At 67.3% G+C, this 21,256-nt stretch carries 13 protein-coding genes; 10 read left to right on the forward strand and 3 right to left on the reverse strand.

Features of this window, described 5'->3' with window-relative positions:
* Positions 1-218: 218 nt before the first annotated feature.
* A complete protein-coding gene (locus AAEX57_RS14450; protein WP_342093054.1) occupies positions 219-2,147 on the reverse strand; it encodes a glycogen debranching N-terminal domain-containing protein in 1,929 nt (642 codons plus the stop codon).
* A 178-nt stretch (positions 2,148-2,325) separates the two neighbouring features.
* Here AAEX57_RS14450 and AAEX57_RS14455 point away from each other — a divergent pair, with 178 nt between their 5' ends.
* The 4 genes from AAEX57_RS14455 to AAEX57_RS14470 all read left to right on the forward strand — a co-directional run bounded on the left by AAEX57_RS14455 (position 2,326) and on the right by AAEX57_RS14470 (position 6,780).
* Positions 2,326-3,357 carry a LacI family DNA-binding transcriptional regulator gene (locus AAEX57_RS14455; protein ID WP_342093055.1) on the forward strand — a complete coding sequence of 344 codons (1,032 nt, stop codon included), beginning with the start codon at positions 2,326-2,328 and terminating at the stop codon, positions 3,355-3,357.
* A gap of 101 nt (positions 3,358-3,458) precedes the next feature.
* Complete coding sequence (locus AAEX57_RS14460; RefSeq protein ID WP_342093056.1) at positions 3,459-4,727, forward strand: sugar ABC transporter substrate-binding protein; 1,269 nt, start codon at positions 3,459-3,461, stop codon at positions 4,725-4,727.
* Positions 4,728-4,759: 32 nt separating this feature from the next.
* Positions 4,760-5,920, forward strand: a complete 1,161-nt coding sequence (locus AAEX57_RS14465) for a carbohydrate ABC transporter permease (protein WP_342093057.1) — start codon at positions 4,760-4,762, stop codon at positions 5,918-5,920.
* A complete protein-coding gene (locus tag AAEX57_RS14470; RefSeq protein WP_342093058.1) occupies positions 5,917-6,780 on the forward strand; it encodes a carbohydrate ABC transporter permease in 864 nt (287 codons plus the stop codon). The genes AAEX57_RS14465 and AAEX57_RS14470 overlap by 4 nt, the downstream gene beginning before the upstream one ends.
* Positions 6,781-6,935: 155 nt before the next feature.
* On the opposite strand, the gene galE is transcribed toward AAEX57_RS14470, so the two are convergent.
* Positions 6,936-7,952, reverse strand: coding sequence for a UDP-glucose 4-epimerase GalE (gene galE / locus AAEX57_RS14475; RefSeq protein ID WP_342093059.1), 1,017 nt, complete (start codon positions 7,950-7,952; stop codon positions 6,936-6,938).
* Between the two features lie 107 nt (positions 7,953-8,059).
* Positions 8,060-9,475 (reverse strand): phosphoglucomutase/phosphomannomutase family protein, encoded by a 1,416-nt coding sequence (locus AAEX57_RS14480; protein ID WP_342093060.1) that lies wholly within the window; start codon positions 9,473-9,475, stop codon positions 8,060-8,062.
* A 122-nt stretch (positions 9,476-9,597) separates the two neighbouring features.
* Between AAEX57_RS14480 and AAEX57_RS14485 the strand changes: the two genes are divergently transcribed.
* The 6 genes from AAEX57_RS14485 to AAEX57_RS14510 all read left to right on the forward strand — a co-directional run bounded on the left by AAEX57_RS14485 (position 9,598) and on the right by AAEX57_RS14510 (position 21,225).
* Positions 9,598-10,443 carry a nucleotidyltransferase family protein gene (locus AAEX57_RS14485; RefSeq protein ID WP_342093061.1) on the forward strand — a complete coding sequence of 282 codons (846 nt, stop codon included), beginning with the start codon at positions 9,598-9,600 and terminating at the stop codon, positions 10,441-10,443.
* Positions 10,440-11,678 carry a GHMP family kinase ATP-binding protein gene (locus AAEX57_RS14490; RefSeq protein ID WP_342093062.1) on the forward strand — a complete coding sequence of 413 codons (1,239 nt, stop codon included), beginning with the start codon at positions 10,440-10,442 and terminating at the stop codon, positions 11,676-11,678. Before AAEX57_RS14485 ends, AAEX57_RS14490 begins: the two co-directional genes overlap by 4 nt.
* A gap of 181 nt (positions 11,679-11,859) precedes the next feature.
* A complete protein-coding gene (locus tag AAEX57_RS14495; RefSeq protein ID WP_342093063.1) occupies positions 11,860-13,050 on the forward strand; it encodes an ROK family transcriptional regulator in 1,191 nt (396 codons plus the stop codon).
* 249 nt (positions 13,051-13,299) lie between these two features.
* Positions 13,300-17,178, forward strand: a complete 3,879-nt coding sequence (locus AAEX57_RS14500) for an endo-alpha-N-acetylgalactosaminidase family protein (protein ID WP_342093064.1) — start codon at positions 13,300-13,302, stop codon at positions 17,176-17,178.
* A 458-nt stretch (positions 17,179-17,636) separates the two neighbouring features.
* Positions 17,637-19,838, forward strand: a complete 2,202-nt coding sequence (gene gnpA / locus AAEX57_RS14505) for a 1,3-beta-galactosyl-N-acetylhexosamine phosphorylase (protein WP_342093065.1) — start codon at positions 17,637-17,639, stop codon at positions 19,836-19,838.
* A 58-nt stretch (positions 19,839-19,896) separates the two neighbouring features.
* Entirely contained in the window at positions 19,897-21,225 is a 1,329-nt protein-coding gene (locus AAEX57_RS14510) for an ABC transporter substrate-binding protein (RefSeq protein ID WP_342093066.1), read from the forward strand.
* Positions 21,226-21,256 lie beyond the last annotated feature (31 nt).

Below are 21,256 nucleotides of genomic sequence, written 5' to 3' on the forward strand. Positions count from 1 at the left end.
CGCGACCCCCGCAGGTCACCTCGACCCCGTCCGGGAATCCCGGACCCCGGCTGGCGGGGGTCCGGGTGCCCCGGGCGGGATCGCAGTGAGCTCCGGGGGGTCAGAGTGGGCTCCGGGCCTTGACGGGCTCGGCCATCGGGGTTGGGGCTGTGCCAAGGGGCCTCGACGGGCTCGGGGGCCGTGCTCACCCCCCGCTCCAGCGGGTGTCCGGGGCGACCTCAGCAGGCGCCCAGGGCGCGGGCGATCACCACGGAGCTCGTCGCCGCCCAGGCCTGTGGGCGGCAGGAAGCGGGGTAGGGCTGGGGCGGGAAGATCTCGTCGGGGCCCAGGCCGCCGAAGAGCTCGGGCATCCGGTAGCAGAAACCCTCGGCGGCGCGCAGCAGGCCCAGGGCCAGCTGGCGGGCCTCATCGGCGAAACCGGCGCGCAGCATCTGGTCGATGATGAAGGCCGTGTCGTGGGTCCACACCGAACCGACGTGGTAGCTCAGCGGCCAGTAGCCGCCATTGGTGGTGCTCATGGTGCGAATGCCGTAGCCGGAGTTCATTGACGGGTGCATCAGCCGCTCCACCACGGTGCGCTCCTCGTCGGCGGTGAGCAGGCCGGTGCCCAGCACGTGCCCCATGTTGGAGGCGACGCCGGTCACCTGCGGCTTGTTGCCGTCGGCATCGGTGGCGCCGTCCAGCGCCAGCACCGGGTAGGCGCCCAACTCGTCGCTGGCCCAGAACTTCTCCCGGAAGCGGGTGGCCAGGGCGGCTGCCCACGCGGTCCACTCGGCCTCGGCGGCGGTGTCCCCCTCGTACTTCGACAGCAGCCGGGCCCCGCCCAGGGCGGCGGCGTGGGCATAACCCTGCACCTCGGCCAGCGCCACCGATCCGGCGGCCAGCGAGCCGTCGGCAAAGCGAATGGAGTCGCCGGAATCCTTCCAACCCTGGTTGGCCAGGCCGTGGCCCGACTCGTCGCGGTATTCCAGGAAGCCGTCGCCATCGGCGTCGCCGTGGTCGCGGATCCAGCCCAGCGCGGCGCGCAGGTTGGGCAGCAGTGCGCGCACCTCGTCGGGGGCCAGCCCGGCGCGTTCGGCCTCGTCCAGCAGCATCACCCACAGGCAGGTGGCATCAACCGTGCCGTAGTAGAGCGGCGGCAGGTGCATCTCGTGCGCCGCCTGGCCCTGGTGGGCCAGCGCCAGCTCCAACGGCTCCTGGCGCACCTCGTGCAGGATCTTGCCCGGCTGCTCCGCGGAGTCGACGTCGTGCTTGGTGCCCTGCAGCAGGGCCAGGGCGCGCAGCGTGCCGTGCGCGATACTGACGTCGTGCGGCAGCAGGTTGCGGGCGGCGATCAGCGAGTCGCGGCCGAAGAGGGTGAAGTACCAGGGGGCGCCGGCGGCCAGGAAGCCGTGCTCTGGGGCCGACGGGTGGCTCATCCGCAACCCGTTGATGTCAGCGAAACTGCTGGCCAGCAACTGGTCCAGGGCAGGATGACGGCCGTCGGTGACCGGCGGCACCAGGGCCGGCGCGGTGCAGGCCAGGAAGGGGGCGCCGGCATCGGTGAGTTCCAGCTCGACGACGGCCTCGGCCCGCCCGCGGGGTGCCAGCTGCAGCGTCCAGGTCAGCAGATAGGCCTCGTCGTCGATGGTGATGTCGGCGTCGGTGCTCAGCGTGGCGGTGGTGCGTTCGTCGCGCCAGTGGAAGCGCACCGGGCCGTCGCCGGGCAGTTCAGGGGTGATGGGCGAGGCGGGCAGCCCGGACTTGATCGACTGCATCGCGGTGGCGTCGGGGCGCAGTCGCATGCTCAGCTCGACGGTCAGCTCCTGCAGGGATGCGGTGCTCAACAGCAGGCGCTCCCGGATTCCGGTGCCGCTGACCTCGCGGACCCGCTCCAGCACCAGCGCCGGGTCCACGCCCAGATCGGGGGTGCGCAGCACGTACTGGAACTGGGTGCTCCGGCCGCCGCGCTCCGCGGTGGTGACGTGCTCCAGTCCCTGGCTGTCACAGGTCAGGAGCAGTTGCGAGACCACCCGGGTGTCGCCGCAGTAGATGCCTTCGACATCGCGCATCGGGGGCAGTCCGTCGGCCTGCCCATCGAGCGCCGACCACGCCTGGACGGGGGCGGCGAGCACCGCGGAGCGATTGGTGAGGTAGGGCTGCTGCATGGTGCTTTCCTGGGGTCTGGGCGTCGTTGCTCGTGCTGGCCCCAGCGCCGGTGAAATTCGGTCCACCCCTTGACGCGGGTACCTCTCAGGGGAGACGCTATCAGCAATCTTGATCGTTCAAAAGAGGGCAATGGGGCCCTCTGGCGAGAGAGATTCCACGAAAAGAGGTAACCAGATCATGGGACGTCCCACGCTGGTGAGTCTGGCCAAGGAGCTTGGTGTCTCTCGCCAGACGGTCTCGAATGTGATCAATGCCCCCCACCTGGTGAAGTCGGAGACTCGCGAGCGGGTGCAGGAGGCGATCGAACGTAGCGGCTACCGCCCAAACCAGGCCGCACAGGCGCTGCGCAACCAGCGATCGCGCACCGTCGCGATGCGCGTCTATCCCACCCTTGACGAGGGAATCAACGGCGCGGTGATGGACCGCTTCGTCCATCGCTTCGCCCAGGCGCTGCGCGACCGCGGCTATGCGTTGCTGCTGGTCACCGCGGATTCCGATGAGGATGAGGTCGACACCCTGCACGAGATGTCCATTCGGGGCCGGATCGACGGCTGCCTGTTGACCGGCACCTACGCCGGTGATCCGCGCCCCGCCCAACTGGCCGCGGAGGGGGCCAAACTGGTCGCCTTCGGCCGACCCTGGGGTCAGGAGGAGACCAGCACCCATGACTGGGTGGACATCGACGGCGCGGCCGGTACCCGGATGGCAACCCAGCACCTGCTGGACGCGGGCTACCGCCGGATCGGCTTCCTTGGCTGGCCCGAAGGTAGTGGTGTCGGCGACGACCGGCGTCGCGGCTGGGCAGAGACCCTGGGAGCCGCCGGAGTCGACGGTTTCGAGGCCTGGCAGGCCACGGGCATGGACACCATGGCCACCGGGCTGTCGGGAATGGAAACGCTGCTGGGGCTGGGCGCCGAGGCCGTGGTCTGCGCGGCCGACTCCCTGGCCGTGGGCGCGGTGGAACACCTTCGTCGTAGCGGTTTGATGACTCGGCCCACCGCCCCCGTGATCGGCTTCGACAACACGCCCGTCGCCCGCGCGATGGGCATCTCCAGCATCGACCAGGACGTGGAGCGGGCCGTACAAGCACTCACCGACCGGCTGATGCTGCGGGTCGGCGACGGCTCCGACGACCTCCCGCCGCTCAACCAGCTGCTGGCGCCGCGGCTGGTCACCCGCGAACTGAGCTCCATCTTCGTCACCCACTGACCATTCCTTCCGACCTCAGCGGTCAGATCCCACAACTGAACAGGCAGCACCCGGCGGGGCGAAGACGACCCGGCCGGCTCCACCCCTCGAAAGGAAAATCCATGACCAAGACCCTCCGTTCCAGTGCGCTCGTCGCAGCCCTCACCCTGCCGCTCGCGCTGACGGCCTGCGGTGGCGGCTCCGGCTTCGATTCAGGCGACAAGGCCTCCGGCGACAGCTCCGCGGCGGCGGTTCCGGCGCCGAACAAGAACGAGGTGAGCGTTCTGATCGGCTCCTCGGGCGACGCGGAGACCAAGGCCGTGACCGAGGCCGTCAAGGCCTGGAGCACCAAGAGTGGCATCCCCGCCAAGGTCCAGGTGGCCGCCGACCTGCCGCAGCAGGCCGCGCAGGGCTTCGCGTCGGGCAAGCCCGCCGACGTCGTCTACACCGCCACCGACGTCTTCCACTCCTGGGTCAAGGCCGGCAACCTGCAGGCCTACGGCGATGCGTTGGAGAACAAGGACGACTACTACGAGGGTTTGAAGGACGCCTTCACCACAGACGGCAAGTTCTATTGCGCGCCCAAGGACTTCTCCACCCTGCAGCTGGTCATCAACACCGACCTGTGGAAGAAGGCCGGGCTGACCGAGGCCGACTACCCCAAGACCTGGGAGGATCTGGAGAAGGTGGGCAAGAAGCTCACCCAGGGCAAGGTGAAGGGCCTGGCCTTCGGGCCCGAGGTGCAGCGCGTCGGGGTCTTCCTGGCCCAGGCCGGCGGCGGTCTGGAGAAGGACGGCAAGGCCACCGCGAACTCCCCCGAGAATGTGGAGGGCCTGACCTTCGTCAAGAAGGCGATGGCCGACGGCTGGATGGCCTACTCCAGCGATCTGGGCTCCGGCTGGGGCGGCGAGGCCTTCGGCAAGCAGCAGGCGGCCATGGTGATCGAGGGCAACTGGATCACCGGCGCCCTGCAGAACGACTTCAAGAGCGTGAAGTACGCCGTCGTCGAGCTGCCGCAGGGCAAGGCCAAGGGCACCCTGCAGTACACCAACTGCTGGGGCGTCACCGCCAAGGGCGACAACATCGGCGGTGCGGTTGACCTGGTCAAGAGCCTGAACACCACCGAGCAGCAGCTGGCTTTCGCCAAGGCTTTCGGCGTGATGCCGTCGCTGAAGTCCGCCAAGGATGGCTGGAGCGCGGCCAACCCGACCATGGTGCCCTTCATCAGTGGCGCCGAATACGCGCAGAACCTGCCCGCCGAGGTGGGCGCCGCCGACGTGATCAAGGACATGAATGCCCAGCTCTCCCAGCTGAAGTCCAAGGATCCGAAGGCCCTGCTGGACGGCGTCCAGACCAACCTGGAACCCGTCGTCGCCGACGCCGCCAAGTGACCCTCACCACCAACCCACTAGGACACTGACCGATGTCACATCCCGTGAGCCCCGACGCGAGCAAGACGCGCCGCCGGAGGGGGAAGGCCAACTCGCAGGCCTTCTCCGGCTGGCTCTTCGTGTCGCCCGTGATCCTGATCCTGGGCATCTTCCTGTTCATCCCGATCCTGATGGCGCTGTGGGTGAGCGTCTCCGACTGGTCCGGCAATGGCAGCCCCTTCGACCCCTCGGTGAACTTCGTCGGGGGCAAGAACTACCAGGCGATCCTGGGCGGCAAGGGGCTTACGGGCCGTGACTTCGGCATGGCCATTCGCAACAACCTGTACTACGTGCTCTTCGTGGTGCCACTGCAGACCATCGTCGCGCTCTTCCTGGCGGTGATGGTCACCCGCAAGGGGTTGAAAGGCAAGGGCTTCTTCCGGACTGCCTTCTACTTTCCCAGCGTCACCAGCTCGGTGGCGATCACCGTGCTGTGGCTCTTCCTGTTCAACGCCTCTGGAGCGGTGAACAAGGCGCTGAGCTGGTTGGGTATCCATGGCCCCAACTGGTTCCAGGATCCGCGCGGCATTCTCGGGCTGGTGCTGGAACCCTTGGGTGTGCACGAATCCGGGGCGTTGGCCAAGCCCGGCTTCCTGGGGATCAGCGCCTACCAGTGGCTGCAGGGGCCATCGGTGGCGATGTGTGCCTTCATCCTGATGGCGATCTTCACCACGTCGGGTACCTTCATGCTGCTCTTCATCGCCGCGCTGCAGAACATCGGCGACGAGACCGACGAGGCGGGCATGATGGACGGCGCCAGCGCCTGGCAACGCTTCCGGCACATCACCCTGCCGATGCTCAAGCCGACGCTGTACACCGTGATCACCCTGGGCCTGATCGGCACCTGGCAGGTCTTCGACCAGATCGCGATCGGATCGCAGGGCGGCCCGGCCAAGACGACGATGACCCCGGCCTACCTGAGCTTCACCAAGGCCTTCAACGACAACGAGTGGGGCAAGGGCGCGGCGATCGCCTTCGTCCTGTTTGCCATCATCATCCTGATGACGATTCTGCAGCGCCTGATCCTGGGCGATTCCGACTTTTCCAAGATGAGCAAGAAGCAGCTCAAGGCGGACAGGTCTGCCCGAGACGGGGCCGCCGTCCGGGAGGCTGCCCTGGTTGCCGCCCGCACCAACGCAGGAGGACAGGCATGAGCGCCGAGACATCCTTCGTGATGGGCAAGAAGCCCTCACGCGTCGGGACGTGGATCACCCTCGGGGTGCTGCTGCTGATGGCGCTGTTCTACATCTTCCCCTTCATCCTGCAGGTGGTCAGCTCCTTCAAGACCGACCAGGATGCCACCAACAGCCCGATGAGTCTCACCCCGTCGGTGTGGACCACTGCCGCCTATGACCGGCTCTTCAAGAACTCCGACTACCCGCTTTGGTTCGTGAACTCCGCGCTGGTCACCGTGCTGGTCACCGCCGGTCGGGTCTTCTTCAACTCCCTGGCCGGCTATGCGCTGGCCCGGTTGAAGTTCCCCGGCCGCAAGCTGATCTTCGTGTTGCTGATCGGCGTGATGAGCGTGCCGGGTGTGGTGCTGTTGATCCCCAAGTTCCTGGTGATCAACTACCTCAACATCTACGACACCTACCCGGCGCTGGTGCTGCCTCTGCTGGTGGATGCCGCGGGCGTCTTCATCATGAAGAACTTCTTCGAGTCCATTCCGGTCTCGGTGGAGGAGGCGGCGCGGATTGACGGCGCGAGCACCTTCCGCACCTTCTGGTCAGTGGTGCTGCCGATGGCGGTCCCCGCGCTGATCACCATCACCATCCTCAGCTTCCAGGGTTCCTGGAATGAGTACAGCCACTTCATCATCGCCTCGCAGGACCCGTCGCTGTTCACCCTGACCAAGGGCGTCGGCACGCTGGCCTCGGGCGGTCTGGGCGGCAAGGCCAACCAGTACCCGCTGAAGCTGGCGGCGGCGGCGATCATGACCATCCCGGTCGCGATCCTGTTCTTCGCCTTCCAGAAGCGGATCATGAACACCTCGTCGGGCGCCGTCAAGGAGTAGGCCCGATGGGCGTTCGCCCACGACTGAGCAGTTCGACCCCCAGCGCAGCCAGTGCGTTGGGGGTCGAACTGCGTATGTTCTGCGTCGGGGGGCAAGGTGCGCCCAAGGTGACCACGGTCCCCGAGCCTGTCGAGGGTTCCTCTGGAGGCCGAGGATCAGGCCTGGGCGAACCCGTTCGGGTTGGCCGACTGCCAGCGGTAGGTGTCGGCGCAGGCATCGGCGACGGACTTGTTGGCCTGCCAGCCCAGTTCCTGCTGGGCCAGGTTGACGTCGGCATAGGAGGAGGCGACGTCACCGGGGCGGCGGGCCACGATCTCGTAGGGGATCTCCACGCCGGAAGCCGCCTCGAAGGCGTGCACGATCTCCAGCACCGAATTGGGCTGGCCGGTGCCGAGGTTCCACACGTGGTAGCCGTCGTGCCCACCCAGGTAGTCCAACGCGGCCAGGTGCCCGGCGGCCAGGTCCACGACGTGGATGTAGTCGCGGGTGCCGGTGCCGTCGGGGGTGGGGTAGTCGTCGCCGAAGACCATCAACCTGTCCCGGCGCCCGGCCGCCACCTGCGCGACGAAGGGCAGCAGGTTGTTCGGGATGCCCTTGGGATCCTCGCCGATCCGCCCGGATTCGTGCGCGCCGATCGGGTTGAAGTAGCGCAGCACCCCCACCCGCAGCTCGGGGTCGGCGGCGGACGCGTCGGCCAGGATCTGCTCGATCATGTGCTTGGTGCGGCCATAGGGATTGGTGGCGCCGGTGGGGCCGTCCTCGACGAAGGGCGGCTCGGACAGCTCGCCGTAGACCGTCGCCGAGGAGCTGAAGACGATGGTGTGACAGCCGTGCTTGGCCATGGTCTCCAGCAGGGTGATGGTGGAGCCCAGGTTCTCCCGGTAGTAGGTCAGCGGGATCTGGGTGGACTCACCGACGGCCTTCCAGCCGGCGAAGTGGATCACCGATTCCGGCCGGAAGTCCGCGAAGGCGGCGTCCAGCGCCTGCTCGTCGCGCACATTGGCCTCGACGAAGCGGGGCTCCTTGCCGGCCAGCTCGGCCACCCGACGCAGCGACTCCTCCGAGCTGTTCGACAGGTCGTCGACCACCATGACGTCGTGCCCCTGCTCCAGCAGGGCAAGGGTGGTGTGGGAGCCGATGTAGCCGGCTCCGCCGGTGACGAGGACGCGCATGGGTTACCTTTCGTGGACTACGGACAAGCCTACGGCGCGAAGTGTGCGTCGGCTGTGTGGCACCGGGGAACGGGCTGGGAATCGGGGGTCTTTGGGGGCGCGGCAGATCAGTTCAATCCGAGGAAGTCCACCATGTTCTGCACCGTGGCATGGGCCTGCTCGGCCGTCTCCCGCTCGGCGAAGATTCGCAGCACCGGCTCGGTGCCGGAGAAGCGGGCAACGAGCCAGCCACCGTCGGCCAGGAAGACCTTCACTCCGTCCAGATACGACGTGTGATCCACCGCGACGTCGAAATCGGGCAGTTCTCGCCGCTCGAAGAGGGTGGCCATCAGCTCGGCGCGGCGCTGCGGGGTGAAGTTCCAGGCGGTTTCCACCATCTCCAGACTGCCGTAGCGCTGTACCACCTCGCCCCACAGCTCGGACAGTTTGCGGCCGCTGTGCGCCAGCATCTCCACCAGCAGCGATCCGGCGTAGACGCCGTCCTTGCCGGCGATGTGGCCGCGCACCGTCAGGCCGCCGGAGCTCTCGCCGCCGATCACCGCGTCGGTCTCGGCCATCTTGGAGCTGATGTGCTTGAAGCCGACGGGCACCTCGTGGCAGGTCTGGCCGTGTGCCGCGGCCACCCGATCCAGCAGGTGGGTGGTGGCCAGGTTGCGCACCACGTCACCCTTCCAGCCCTTGCCGGTGAGCAGGTATTCGTACAACAGCACCATCACCTGATTGGCGGAGAGGTAATTGCCCAGGTCATCGAAGATCCCGAGCCGGTCGGCATCACCATCGGTGGCCATCCCCAGATCGGCGTGACGTTCCAGCACCGTGCGGCGCAGTTCATGCAGGGTCTCCAGCTGGGGTGACGGCATCCGCCCGCCGAACAGGGCGTCGTGCCGCGAGTGGATCACCTCGACGTCGCACCGGGCCGTCATCAGGATGGTCTGCAGGCAGGTCTGGGATACCCCGAACATGGGGTCGAGCACGACGGCCAGGTGCCGATGCCGAATGGTCTGTGTGTCCAGCTGCTCCAGGATCGCGTCGATGTACCAGTTCATCGACGTCTGCACGGTGACCAGCGGATGGTCGCGCACCTCATGCGGCGCCACTGAGCGAATGCCGGCCTCGGTGAGCGCATTGATCGACTCCTGCAGCTCGTCGGTGATCTCCGCGGCGGCGTCGCGGCCGCCCTCGGTGAAGACCTTGATCCCGTTGTAGCTGGCCGGATTGTGGGATGCGGTGACCGCCAGGCCGTAGCCGCAGCCCTTGTTGCGCACCGTCCACATGATCATCGGGGTTGGCGCGGGCCGGTCGATCACCGTCACCGGTATCTCGTTGCCCACAAGGACTTCCGTTGCCCACCAAGCAGCGGCGTCGGAAAGGAAGCGACGGTCATAGCCGATCACCGTGCCTCGCTCCGCCACGCCCTCGGCGTGCATCCTGTTGGCCAGCCCCTGCGCCAGCAGGCGCACGTTGGCCTTGGTGAAACCGTCCGCGATGATGGCGCGCCAGCCGCCGGTGCCGAATTCGATCATGCACCGAACATATCCTTGGAGTGCTTGCTTGGGAAGGGCGCGCGCAGTTCGACTGCGCAACCGCTCAACCAGACTGCGCAGCTGTCCGTCGATGTTCCACACCCGTCCCTAGGATGACCACCATGTCAGAGTCGCCACAGTCAACCACCAGCCAACCACCCCGCAAGGCGGTGATCATGGCCCGCGGGCTCGGCACCCGGCTGCGCCGGGCCGCCGATGCCACCCTGAGTGAGGACCAGCAACGGATCGCCGCACTGGGACTGAAGGCGATGATGCCGCTCGGTGCGCAGGGGCGGCCTTTCGTCGAGCACCTGATCAGCGCGCTGGCCGATGCCGGCCTGACCGACATCTGTCTGGTGATCGGCCCGGAACATGACCTGGTGCGGGAACACTTCGCCGCGCTGGAGACGAGCCGGGTGCGCATCAGCTTCGCCGTGCAGGCCGAGCCTCTGGGGACCGCTGATGCCGTTGCAGCGGCCAAGGACTTCGCAGGTGACGACCGCTTCGTGGTGGTCAACTCGGACAACTACTACCCTGCTGACTCCCTGCGGGCATTGGTGGCCGCCTCGGGTACCGCCACCCTCGGCTTCGACGCAGCAGAGTTGGTTGCCCGCTCCAATATTCCGGCCGAGCGAGTGGCTGCCTTCGCGATCCTGGACACCGACGACGCCCGTCACCTGATCGAGATGATCGAGAAGCCCGATCCGCAGGTGGTGGCGCAACATGGTCCGCATGCGCTGGTCAGCATGAACTGCTTCCTGTTCGGTCCCAGCATCTTCACCGCCTGCGCCGGGATCGAGCGTTCGCCGCGCGGAGAGTTCGAGATCGTGGACGCGGTGCGATTCCTGGTCCGCTCCGGCGAGCCGGTCACCGTCGTCCCGGTCGTCGACGGGGTGCTGGACATGTCCGGCCGGGGTGACGTTGCCGCTGTCGCTGAAGCGCTGGCGGACAAGCAGGTGGCGCTGTGACCCCCTCGGCCGGCTCGGGTGTCACCCGCCACTTCTCGCCCGGGCGGATCGAGGTGCTGGGCAAGCACACTGACTATGCGGGCGGCAATGTGCTGGTGTGCGCCGTGGACCGCGGCGTCACCGCCACCATCGCCCCTGCTCAAGCCGGTATTGTCGCCAGCACCACCGCGCTGCCCGGCGACGTCGATCTGACGCCCGGCAGCAGCCCGGAACTGCCCGCGGGGCACTGGGGACGCTACCTGCAGACCGTCGTCAACCGACTGGCCGCCAACTTCGGTGAGCTCAGCCCCTGCCGGATCGAGGTGGACTCCAACCTGCCGCTGGCGAGCGGGATGAGTTCCTCGTCGGCGCTGGTGGTGGCCACGGCGATGGCCTTGGCGCACCACAACGGCTTCGACCGGACCGAACTGTGGACCAGCAACATCACCACCGACGTCCAGCTGGCCAGCTATCTGGCCTGCATTGAGAATGGCAAGACCTTCGGCGGTCTGACCGGGCACGGTGGCGTCGGCACGCTGGGCGGCTCGGAGGACCACACCGCCATGCTGTGCAGTCGGCCGGGACAGCTGGGACAGTTCAGCTTCAACCCTCCCAGTCTGGTTCGGCGGGTCGCGCTACCCGCCGACCACTGCTTGGTCGTGCTTGTCAGCGGCGTCGCCGCGGAGAAGACCGGCGCCGCGCTGGGTGGCTACAACCAGGCCTCGCTGGATGCCTCTGAATGCCTGCGGCGGTGGAATGCCGCTGGGCACGAACACCCCAATCTGGCCGCCGCCCTGGCCAGCGAGCCCACTGCAGCCGATCAGTTGGCAGCCCTGGTGGCAGATGATGCTCGGCTGACCGCGCGGCTGCACCAGTTCGTGATGGAATCCACTCAGATCATTCCAGCCGCCGTGGATGCGCTCTGTCGGGGGGACCTGCGCTGCTTCGGTGCCCAGGTGGCGCGCTCCCAGTCGTTGGCCGCCGATGGTCTGCACAACCAGGTGCCGCAGACCGAGGCGCTGGTCCGGCTGGCGCTCGCGCAAGGTGCGGTGGCCGCCTCCAGTTTTGGTGCCGGATTCGGTGGCAGCGTGTGGGCACTTGCACCGGTCACCGAGGCGGACGAGTTCGCGCGACGCTGGCTGGAGGTCTATGCCGAGGAGTTCCCGGACGAAGCCGCGCGGGCAACGACGCTGGTCACTCGTCCGTCGGGTCCGGCGTGTGACCTGTCTGAAGAGATGGAGGGGGAGGGCGGGTAGGACGATGGCTCACCAGGGGTCCTGCATCGGGAAGCGCCCGGCTGGGTGCTTCCCGGGTGGCCCGATCACGGCTAGCGTGGTCACGGGATGTGCCGATGGCAAGGGGGAGTGAGCGGTGAACGCCAGTGGCAGGGCGGCGGGGAGAACATCTGGGCGACGGGGTCCGCTGGACCAGGCACAGATGCGGGCCGCCAATCTGGGGTTGATCCTGCGGCATTTGCGCACCCATGGCGGACGTTCTCGCGCGCGGCTGGCTGCCGAGACCGGGCTGTCCCGCGCCACCATGTCCAGCGTGATCGGCGAACTGGTCGACCGCGGGTTGGTCCGTGAGGGCGAGCTGAAGCGCGAGGGCACGGTCGGTCGACCGGGAACGACGGTGGCGCTCGACGGCAGCCACGTCGGCGCCATAGGCGTCGAGATCAGCGTCGACTACCTGGCGCTGACGACGGTGAACCTGGCGGGCGAGGTGATCGCGGAGAACCTGTTGCCCGTCGCAGCCGACGAACTCGATCCCGACGAAGTGCTCGATCTGGTGGCCAGCCAACTCGGTGAGGCCCTGGCGCGGATGCGCGGCCTGGGCATGCTGCCGGTGGCCATCACGGTTTCACCGCCCGGCGTGATCGAGTACGACACCGGGGCCGTTCGGTTCTCCCCGAACCTCGGTTGGCGCGACGTCCCCCTGGTCCCAGGTCTCCGGGATCGGCTGGGCGAGGGAGCACCCACGATCCACCTGGAAAATGACGCCAAGCTGGCCGCCCTGGCCGAGTATGCGGGCTACGCATCCGACGGGGTCGAGGATCTGCTCTACCTGACCGGTGACATCGGCGTCGGCGCCGGCATCATCTCGGGCGGTGAACTGGTGCGCGGCTGGAAGGGATTCTCCGGTGAGGTCGGCCATCTGCCCCTCGATCCCCAGGGGCGGCCGTGCAAGTGTGGTCGCAACGGCTGCTGGGAGCAGATCGTCGGGCTGGGGGCCCTGTTGCGGCTGTGTGCGCCCGGTGGCGGTGATCTGTTCGACGCCAATCGTCCCTTGGAGGAGCGGCTGACCCTCATTGCCCAACGTGCCGCCAGCGGTGACCCGATCACCCTGGATGCGCTGGCGAGGATCACGCAGGACCTTGCCCGGGGTCTGTCGATCCTGAACGACGTGCTCAATCCCCGGGTGATCGTGCTGGGCGGCTGGTTCACATTCTTCGGTGGCTTCATCCTGGAGCCCCTGGCTGAGGAACTGGAGCGCCGACGGATGAAGAACGGAGGGCGGGTGCAGCTGGCCCTCACCCGTTTGGGGATGAACTCTGCGGCACACGGCGGTGCCCTGATGGCGCTGGACGATGTATTCAACGATCCGACGCTGGCCCCGATCCGGGGCTGAGGCCACCGCTGCTGCCTCGGTGATTGACGTCGAGGTGGTCCTGCGAGCCTCCGAGATGTGACCGCCGGATCTCGGGCCCCCTTGGGCTCCACCGACTCCTTCGGGCGCGTCATCGGTTGCGCACGCCCCACTGATCCCTGTCGCTTGCTCGGGCAGGCGTGCAAAAGGTCTGAGCGGTGGTTGACAGTCAGGGGATCCTCGGCCTAAGTTTCGTTTACTGCTCGAACATATTGGTCAAGGGAGTCCATCATGCGCAGCAAGTCCCCACTTGGTGGTGCTGTGGCCGGTGCAGCGGCCGCCGTTCTCACCATCACCGGCGTCGGAAGCACGACGCCCGCCCACGCCGACCCCGGCACGTCGGTCGCTCCGGCGACACCGATGGCGCCAGCGCCGGTGCCCAAGGATGCGGTCAGCCTCCGCTCCGGAACGTTGGAGGTCCAACTCTCCAGGCGCTTCCCGCAAGTGCTGGGTTACCGTGACCTGAAGACTGGCGCCACCATGGGTGGCCAGCCCCGGGTGCTGGACAGCATTGTGCTCAACGGGGAGAAGCACCCCGTGGACGTCGGCTGGGAGAAGTGGCGCGGCGGCGTGAACTATGTGCTGACCGTGCGGGAGCTGGGTGTCGGCATCCATGTCCGTGCCACGGTGCAGGGCAATGTGCTCACCTGGCAGGTCACCAAGGTGAGCGACTCCAGGAAGCTCACCGTCAACACCCTGGAGATTCCCGGCCTCAGTCTGGTGAGCATCGACTCCAGCCAGCCCGGTGCCACCAGCGCCCTGACCCGGATCGACACCAATTCCACCCGCAATGCGGACCAGATCACCCCGCTGACGGACCAGGCCGCGGTGCAGGACAAGGCGGTCGGCGCCACCTACGGCATCCTGAACACCGCCCAGCTGGCCGCCTCCGTCGAGACCAATGGCACCTATGACAAGCCCAGCGGCGCCACCACCAAGGATGGCGGTCGACTGTGGAGCCAAGTCCAGGCCGGTGAGGAGGGGACGAAGCGCGTCGGCATCACCCCCGGCCAGTGGACCGTGCGCGGCGAGGGTGCCTCGAAGCAGAGCGAACTGCCGTGGGCGAAGGTGGTCATCACCACCGATCGCAACCAGGACAAGAGCGTCGACTGGCAGGACGGCGCCATCGCCTTCCGGGACATCGCCCACGTCGCCAAGGACGCGGACAAGGTGCCGGACCGCGTGATCCAGCACATCCCCTTCAACTTCTCCAGCCTCGCGACCCACCCCTTCCTGCGCACGCTCGACGACGTGAAGCGCCTGAGCCTGGCCACCGACGGCCTGGGGCAGTTCACCCTGCTGAAGGGTTATGCCTCCGAGGGGCATGACTCGGCCCACCCGGACTACGCCGGCAACTACAACGAGCGTGCCGGTGGCTTGAAGGACATGAACACCCTGCTCCAGCAGGGCAAGCGGTGGGGCAGCGACTTCGGCGTGCACGTCAACGCCACCGAGGCCTACCCGGAGGCCAAGGCCTTCGACGAGAAGCTGGTCGACAAGGCCGCCCTCGGCTGGAACTGGCTCAACCAGAGCTACTACATCAACCAGCGCGATGACCTGAACTCCGGCAACCTGTTGAAGCGCACGGCCCAGTTGCGCAAGGACACCCAGGGCAATCTGGACACCCTCTACTGGGACGTCTACTACGGCTTCGGCTGGCTGCCCGACGAGATGGACGCCAAGCTGCGCGGTCAGGGCTGGAGCGTCGCGTCCGAATGGGCCTACTCGCACGAGCGCAACAGCCTGTGGTCCCACTGGGCCACGGATCGCAACTACGGCGGCGCCACCAACAAGGGCATCAACAGCAAGATCGTCCGCTTCATCCGCAACGGTGAGAAGGACGTCTGGAACCCGCACCCGCTGCTCGCTGGCTCCACCATCGTCGAGGCGGAGGGCTGGACCGGTCACAATGACTGGAATGCCCTGAAGAACAACGTCTGGGCCAACCAACTGCCCACCAAGTTCCTGCAGCACAACCAGATCACCCGGTGGACCGACCATGAGGTGCAGTTCACCAATGGTGTGCGCAGCACCGACGAGAGCGGCCACCGCCAGTTCTTCGTCGACGGCCAGCTGGCGCTCGATGGCGGCTCCTACCTGCTGCCCTGGGGCGGCAGGACCCCCCAGCAGGCCACCAAGGCCTACCACTTCAATCCCGACGGCGGGACCACCACCTGGACGCTGACCGGCGCCCTGGCCCGGGCCAAGTCCTTCACCGTCTACGAACTCTCCGACAAGGGCCGCACCGAGGTGGCCACCGTCGGCAACGAGTCCGGGAAGATCACCCTCGAGGCGAAGGCCAATACCGCCTATGTGATCTACCCCGGCAAGGCCCGCGTGCAGACCGATCCCCAGTGGGGTCAGGGCACCACGGTTGCGGACCCCGGATTCAACGGCGCCGATCTGGGCCCGTGGAACCCGACGGGCAAGACCGGCCTGGAGACCACCGAGAACGGTCTGCACGTGGCGGCCCTGGGAGAGGGTCCCTCCGGGATTGGCCAGGAACTCAAGCTGGCCGGTGGCAAACGCTATGCCGCCTCCGCCTGGGTTGAGGTGAAGCCCGGTGAGAGCCGCCCGGTTTCGCTGACCGTCACCGGCCAGGGTGTCGACGCCAGCACTGGCATCGAGCGGTCGACCATGCCCAACCACGTCTCCTCCGACGAGCTGCGAGGCACCAACTTCCAGCGCGTCAAGGTGATCTTCACCGCTCCCCGCAATGGCAAGGTGCGGCTGGCCATCACCGCCGGTGACGGCAGCGCCCCCGTGCGCGTCGACGATGTGCGCGTGGTGCCGACCGAGGAAGAGCCGACCAGCGGGAATGTGCTGGTGAACCAGTCCTTCGAGAGTCTGGACCAGGGCTGGGGGCCCTTCGTCACCGGCCAGCCCGGTGGCGACGCCCGCACCCACCTGGCGTCGAAGCACGCCCCGTACACGCAGGCCGGCTGGAACGGCAAGCTCGTCGACGACGTGCTGGACGGCCAGTGGTCCCTGAAGTCCCACGAAGAAGGTCGTGGGCTCGTCTACCGCACCTGGCAGGGCAGCGTCGACTTCAAGCCCGGTCACAAGTACCGGGTGGAGTTTGACCACCAGAACGCCACCGCCGGGGCCTACAGCTTCGTCACCGGCATCGACCAGCCCGGCGAGCAGGGCAAGCAGGTCGAACTGAAGGCCACGCCCTTCGGTCAGCAGCGCACCACGGCCCGCTTCAGCCAGGAGTTCACCCCTGCTGGCTGCGGCGACGCATGGATCGGTATCCGTCGCAATGCCGCCGGGGCCGTTCAGGCGGACTTCATCATGGACAACCTCAAGATCACGGACCTGGGTGTCACCGAGGCCCCCGGAGCCTGTGCCACGGCCGAGCTGAGTGGCCCCCGTGCGGTCGTGCCCGGTGAGGCCAATGTCTTCACCACCACCTTCACCAACCATGAGGGTGTCGCGGTCAGCGACGTGAAGACGGCACTCACCCTGCCCGACGGATGGACTGCCACCGCAGACCAGGACACCTTTGCCAGCGTCGCGCCCGGTGCGACGGTGAAGACCACGTGGCAGGTGGCCGTTCCCGCCGATGCCAAGGGCCGCTTCCCGCTCGCCAGCACGGTGGCCTACCGAGTGGGTGACAGTCCGCGCAATGTCCAGACCGAGCTGACCACCGAGACCCTGCCCGAGGGTGCCATCCCGCAGTCCCGGCTGAAGGTCAGTGGCGTCAGCGATGCTGAACCCGGCGCCGGTGACGGCTCGGCCCGGGCTGCCGTCGACGGGAACCCGAGCACCATGTGGCACTCTGCCTGGTCTCGGGTGAACCCGACCACGCCGTACCCGCACTGGATCAGTTTCGATCTGGGCAGTTCCCACCAGCTGACCGGCTTTGACTACCAGGTGCGCAAGGGCAATGGCGCCATCAAGGATTACGAGATCTACGTCAGTGCCGACGGCAAGGACTGGGGCTCCCCGGTGGCCAAGGGCAGCTTTGCCAGCACGACCGACGTGCAGCACATCCAGCTGCCGCCGAACACCGCCGGCCAGCATGTGAAGCTCGTGGGGTTGAATGCGATCAATGGTGCCGCCTTTGGTGGCGCCAATGAGATCAACCTGTGGGGCAAGCAGGTCTGAGCGGGCGCCCCGCCCGGGGGCATCACAAAGCCGGGTGCCCTGGCCCCCTCCCCCAGGGGTCAGGGCACCCCATCACGTCGTCGGATCCTGATGATGGCAAGGCTGCACCAGTGCACGCCAACGACGCCCGGCTGTCGTCGGGCTCCGGAGGGAGTGAGTGGATCGATGGGCCGTCAACCACCCGGTTGGCGGCCCATTGCCGTGCTCGCGGGTGCGGGCGGTCGGGCCGGGGCCGGGGCCGGTCAGCTCATTCCGAATGGATGGTCACCGGGGTCTGCGGGTCGAATCTTGGGACGCGGCGTGAGTGTGGCGGTGTCGACGTCGCTCGACCCATTCCTGAGAGTTCGCGCAATCCTGCTGCGCGCTGGTTGACGTGGGCTGCAGAAGGCGTACGATTCGTTTATCGGGCGAACATATTAGGTCGTCGCCCAGTTCACAGTTGGTCAAGGGAGTCCAAGATGCACAGCCAATCGTCGTCGCCAGCCGGGGGAACCGGGCGGCTGACGCTGCCCATCCAGACCGGCATCGATGATCAGGTACGGGAGCTGCTGGGGCGACTGGGTGCCGACGCGGTGCGCAACAGCGATGGCACGGACCTGCCGGAGCTGGTCAAGGATCTGGCCGTGAAGGTCTACCGAACCTACTTCGTCGGCCGCGGCGACCAGGCCTGGGCCGATGCTCACCCGGAGCAGCGGACCCGGATCTTCCTGATGAGCGAGCGCACCCCGGCGCTGAAGGACGGCGAGCTGACGATCGACGTCCTGGCCGGTTGGTTCGACCAGCAGGTGCGTCCCGACACCGACTGCGACCTGGCTCGCTACTGGCAGGTGATCGACCGGACCGACTCACACACCGTCCCCACCGACGAGTGGCGACTGGAGCCTGACGGTCGCACCGTGGTGATCACCACTGCCAAAGCCGGACACCTGTACACCGTCGACTTCCTGGCAGAGCAGACCTGGGATCCCACCCAGATGTACAACTACCTGACCAACAACTGGGCCGACGACCCCACTCGGATCAAGGAATCCCCCTACGACGTGCGCCACGATGAGACCTGGCACCATGTCAAGGGGGCGTTGGATGAGTGGTTGGCCGACCACCCCGAGGTGGACGTGGTGCGTTTCACCACCTTCTTCTACCACTTCACCTTGGTCTACGGCCCGGACGCCAAGGAGCGCTTCGTCGACTGGTTCGGTTACTCTGCCAGCGTCAGCGTCGCCGCCCTGGAGGCCTTCCAGCAGGCCTATGGCTATCAGCTGGAGCCGGAGCACTTCGTTGACGAGGGATACTACAACTCGCCCTTCCGCCCGCCGAGCCAGGCCTTCAAGGACTGGATCGCCTTCCAGCATGAGTTCGTCACCGGCAAGGTGGCGGATCTGGTGGAGCAGGTGCACGCCTGCGGCAAGGAAGCGATCATGTTCCTCGGCGACAACTGGATCGGCACCGAACCGTACGGCCCGCTGTTCGAGCGCACGGGGCTGGACGCGGTGGTCGGCAGCGTTGGCTCCGGCGCCACCTGCCGGATGATCAGCGACATCCCCGGGGTGAAGTACACCGAGGGCCGGCTGCTGCCCTACTTCTTCCCCGACGTCTTCCACCCCGGTGGAAATCCGGTAGCCGAGGCCAATGAATCCTGGTTGGCGGCCCGACGCGCCATCGTCCGCTCCCCGCTGGACCGGATCGGCTACGGCGGCTACCTCAGCCTGGCGCTGGAACACCCCGACTTCATCGACCGCATGGAAGCCATCGTCGACGAATTCCGCCAGTTCCATGACCGTGCTGCCGGCAACCGGCCGCAGACCGCCGGCTTCCGGGTGGGCATCCTCAACGCCTGGGGCAAGCTGCGCAGCTGGCAGACCCACATGGTGGCGCACGCCCTGTGGTACCGGCAGGCCTACAGTTACCTGGGTGTGCTGGAATCCCTGGCTGGCCTCCCCTTCGACGTCGACTTCCTCAGCTTCGAGGACGTGGCGCAAGGCGTTCCCGAGGGGATCGGTGTGCTGGTCAATGTCGGCGGGATGGGTACGGCCTTCTCCGGTGGGCCCGCCTGGGAGAGCCCGGAGCTGTGCGCCGCGGTGCGGGCCTTCGTGGCCAACGGGGGCGGCCTGATCGGCGTCGGTGACCCGACGGCCTGGCCAGTGGGGGGCGCCATCTTCCAGCTGAGCGATGTCCTGGGTGTCGACCATGAATCCGGCTGGGGCCTGAGCACCAACCGTCGCTGCAGCGCCCAGGGCGACCACTTCATCACTGCCGACCTGACCGGACCGCTGGATGTCGGCGAAGGCACCCGCGACGTGCTGCCCGTCACCGAGGGCGCCCAGGTGCTGGTTGAGTCCTCCGGCACCGTGCAAGCGGCAGTGAACGAGTTCGGACAGGGACGCGCCGTGTACTTGGCCGGCCTTCCCTACAGCCACGACAATTCCCGTCTGCTGCACCGGGCCCTGTACTGGGCGGCGGGCCGACAGGCTGAGTTCGGGCAGTGCATCGCCGACGATCCGCGCGTCGAAACGGCGGTGTACCCGCAGACATCCGACCTTGTCGCGTTGAACAATGCCACTGAGAGCGTGCAGACCACGGTGCGTTGTGGCGACGGCCGGGAATGGGCGGTGCAGTTGCCGCCCGGCGGTCTGCAGTGGATCAAGACCAACGACAACTGAACAGGCTGCAGGACGCAGCGCACACCACTCACAGCAGTACCCAATCGGAGGAAACATCATGAACACTCGCTTCGCGGGCCGCGGCATCGTCGCCGGACTGGCCGTCGTGGCACTCGGACTGACCGGCTGTGGTGGCGACAAGCCCGCCACCCAGGCAACCTCGGCCGGTGGTTCCACCGCCGCCAGCACCGAGAAGGTCACCATCGACTACCTGCACCGTCTGCCCGACGGTGAGGGCATGACCAAGGTGGCGGACATCGTCGCCAAGTGGAACAAGGAACACCCCAACATCCAGGTCAAGGCCACCAAGTTCGACGGCAAGGCCCCCGAGATGATCAAGAAGCTGGAGAACGACGCCAAGGCCGGCACCGCGCCCTGCCTGGCGCAGGTCGGCTACGCCGAGATCCCCTCGCTGTTCACCAAGGGTCTGCTGGCCGACGTCACGGCCGACGCCGACAAGTACTCCGGCGGCTTCAGCGAGGGCGCGATGGGCCTGATGAAGGTTGGCCCCGCCACCGTCGGCCTGCCGCAGGACTCCGGCCCGCTGGTCTACTTCTACAACAAGGCCGAGTTCGACAAGCTGGGCCTCAAGGCCCCGACCACCGTCGCCGAGCTGACCGACGTCGCCAAGAAGGCCGCCGCCAAGGGCAAGTACGCCGTCGCCTTCCAGCCCGATGAGGCCCAGTATGGTCTGGCCGCCCAGGCCGCCGCCGCGGGTGCGTCCTGGTACACCGCCGAGGGCGACAAGTGGAAGGTCAACGTGACCAGCCCGGAGACCGCCAAGGTCACCGACTTCTGGCAGGGCGCCATCGACGGCAAGGCCGCGCTGGTGGAGAACCGCTGGGGCGACGGCTTCAAGAAGGCCCTGGTGGACCAGAAGCTGATCGGCACCATCGGTGCCGCTTGGGAGGCCTCCCTGCTGGCCGGCGACATGGCCGGTTCCAAGAATGTCGGCCAGTGGCAGGTGGCCCAGCTGCCCGCCTTCGGCGACAAGCAGATGACCGGCCCCGACGGTGGCTCCGGCGTGGCCGTGATGAAGGGCTGCAAGGCGCCCAGCCAGGCGATGGAGTTCAACAACTGGTTCAACACCCAGACCACCGAGCTGGCCACCCAGGGCCTGGTGGTGGCCGCCAAGGGCACCGTCGCCACCCCGGCTGAGGTGAAGAAGTTCTTCGGTGGGCAGGATGTGATGGCGGAGCTGGGCAAGGCCAACGAGTCCATCAACCCGAACTTCGGCTATGTCCCCACCTGGCCGGCCGTCGCCGACCCGATGAACAAGGCCGCAGCCGCCGCGGGTCAGGGCAAGGGCAAGGTCTCCGCGATCTTCGAGGCCGCGCAGACCACGTCCATCCAGTCCCTCAAGGACGCCGGGCTTCCGGTCGCCTGACCGCCACCACGACACGCAGATCTGAGAAAGG

The sequence above is a fragment of the Luteococcus sp. H91 genome (genome assembly GCF_038433135.1).
Classification (GTDB): Bacteria; Actinomycetota; Actinomycetes; order Propionibacteriales; family Propionibacteriaceae; genus Luteococcus.